Here is a 403-nt window from a genome sequence, read left to right as displayed (position 1 = left end):
GGTGGGTCTTGTGCGGTGGTTTCTCGCTTCGTAGCGTTTATGCCATGGCATTTGTAGACCTTCTCGGCTTCCGGCTTTCGGACATCGCCGACTTCGACCGCGACACAGCTCTTGCTGCCGGGCTGAACCCGTCGCGCATCCGAGAATGGTCACGCGTGCACGACGTCTACTACGGAGCGACGAAATTCACGCGGAAACAATCCGACGCACGCCACATGGCAGCAGACACACCCTTGGATCAGTTGTGTTTGATTGAACGCAAACTCGCCATTGTCGACGACGCCGCGAAGCGTTGGCGGTTGCGTTTTACCCTGCTGAAGTTTCAGGGCCGCTTCGATGCGCTGTCGCGCTATGCCGATCAGGTTATTGACGCGAAGAAACCCGCGCCTGAAAAGCAAGTGCG

At 57.8% G+C, this 403-nt stretch carries 1 pseudogene; it reads left to right on the top strand.

The features are described 5' to 3' along the window. Nucleotides 1–44 precede the first annotated feature (44 nt). Nucleotides 45–403, top strand: a pseudogene (locus HMPREF2690_RS01390) (hypothetical protein); the annotation flags it as partial.

This window comes from Corynebacterium sp. HMSC034E11 (assembly GCF_001835905.1).
GTDB lineage: Bacteria > Actinomycetota > Actinomycetes > Mycobacteriales > Mycobacteriaceae > Corynebacterium > Corynebacterium coyleae.
Note: the sequence above shows the minus strand (reverse complement) of the source record. Positions and strands in the feature narration are given on the sequence as shown.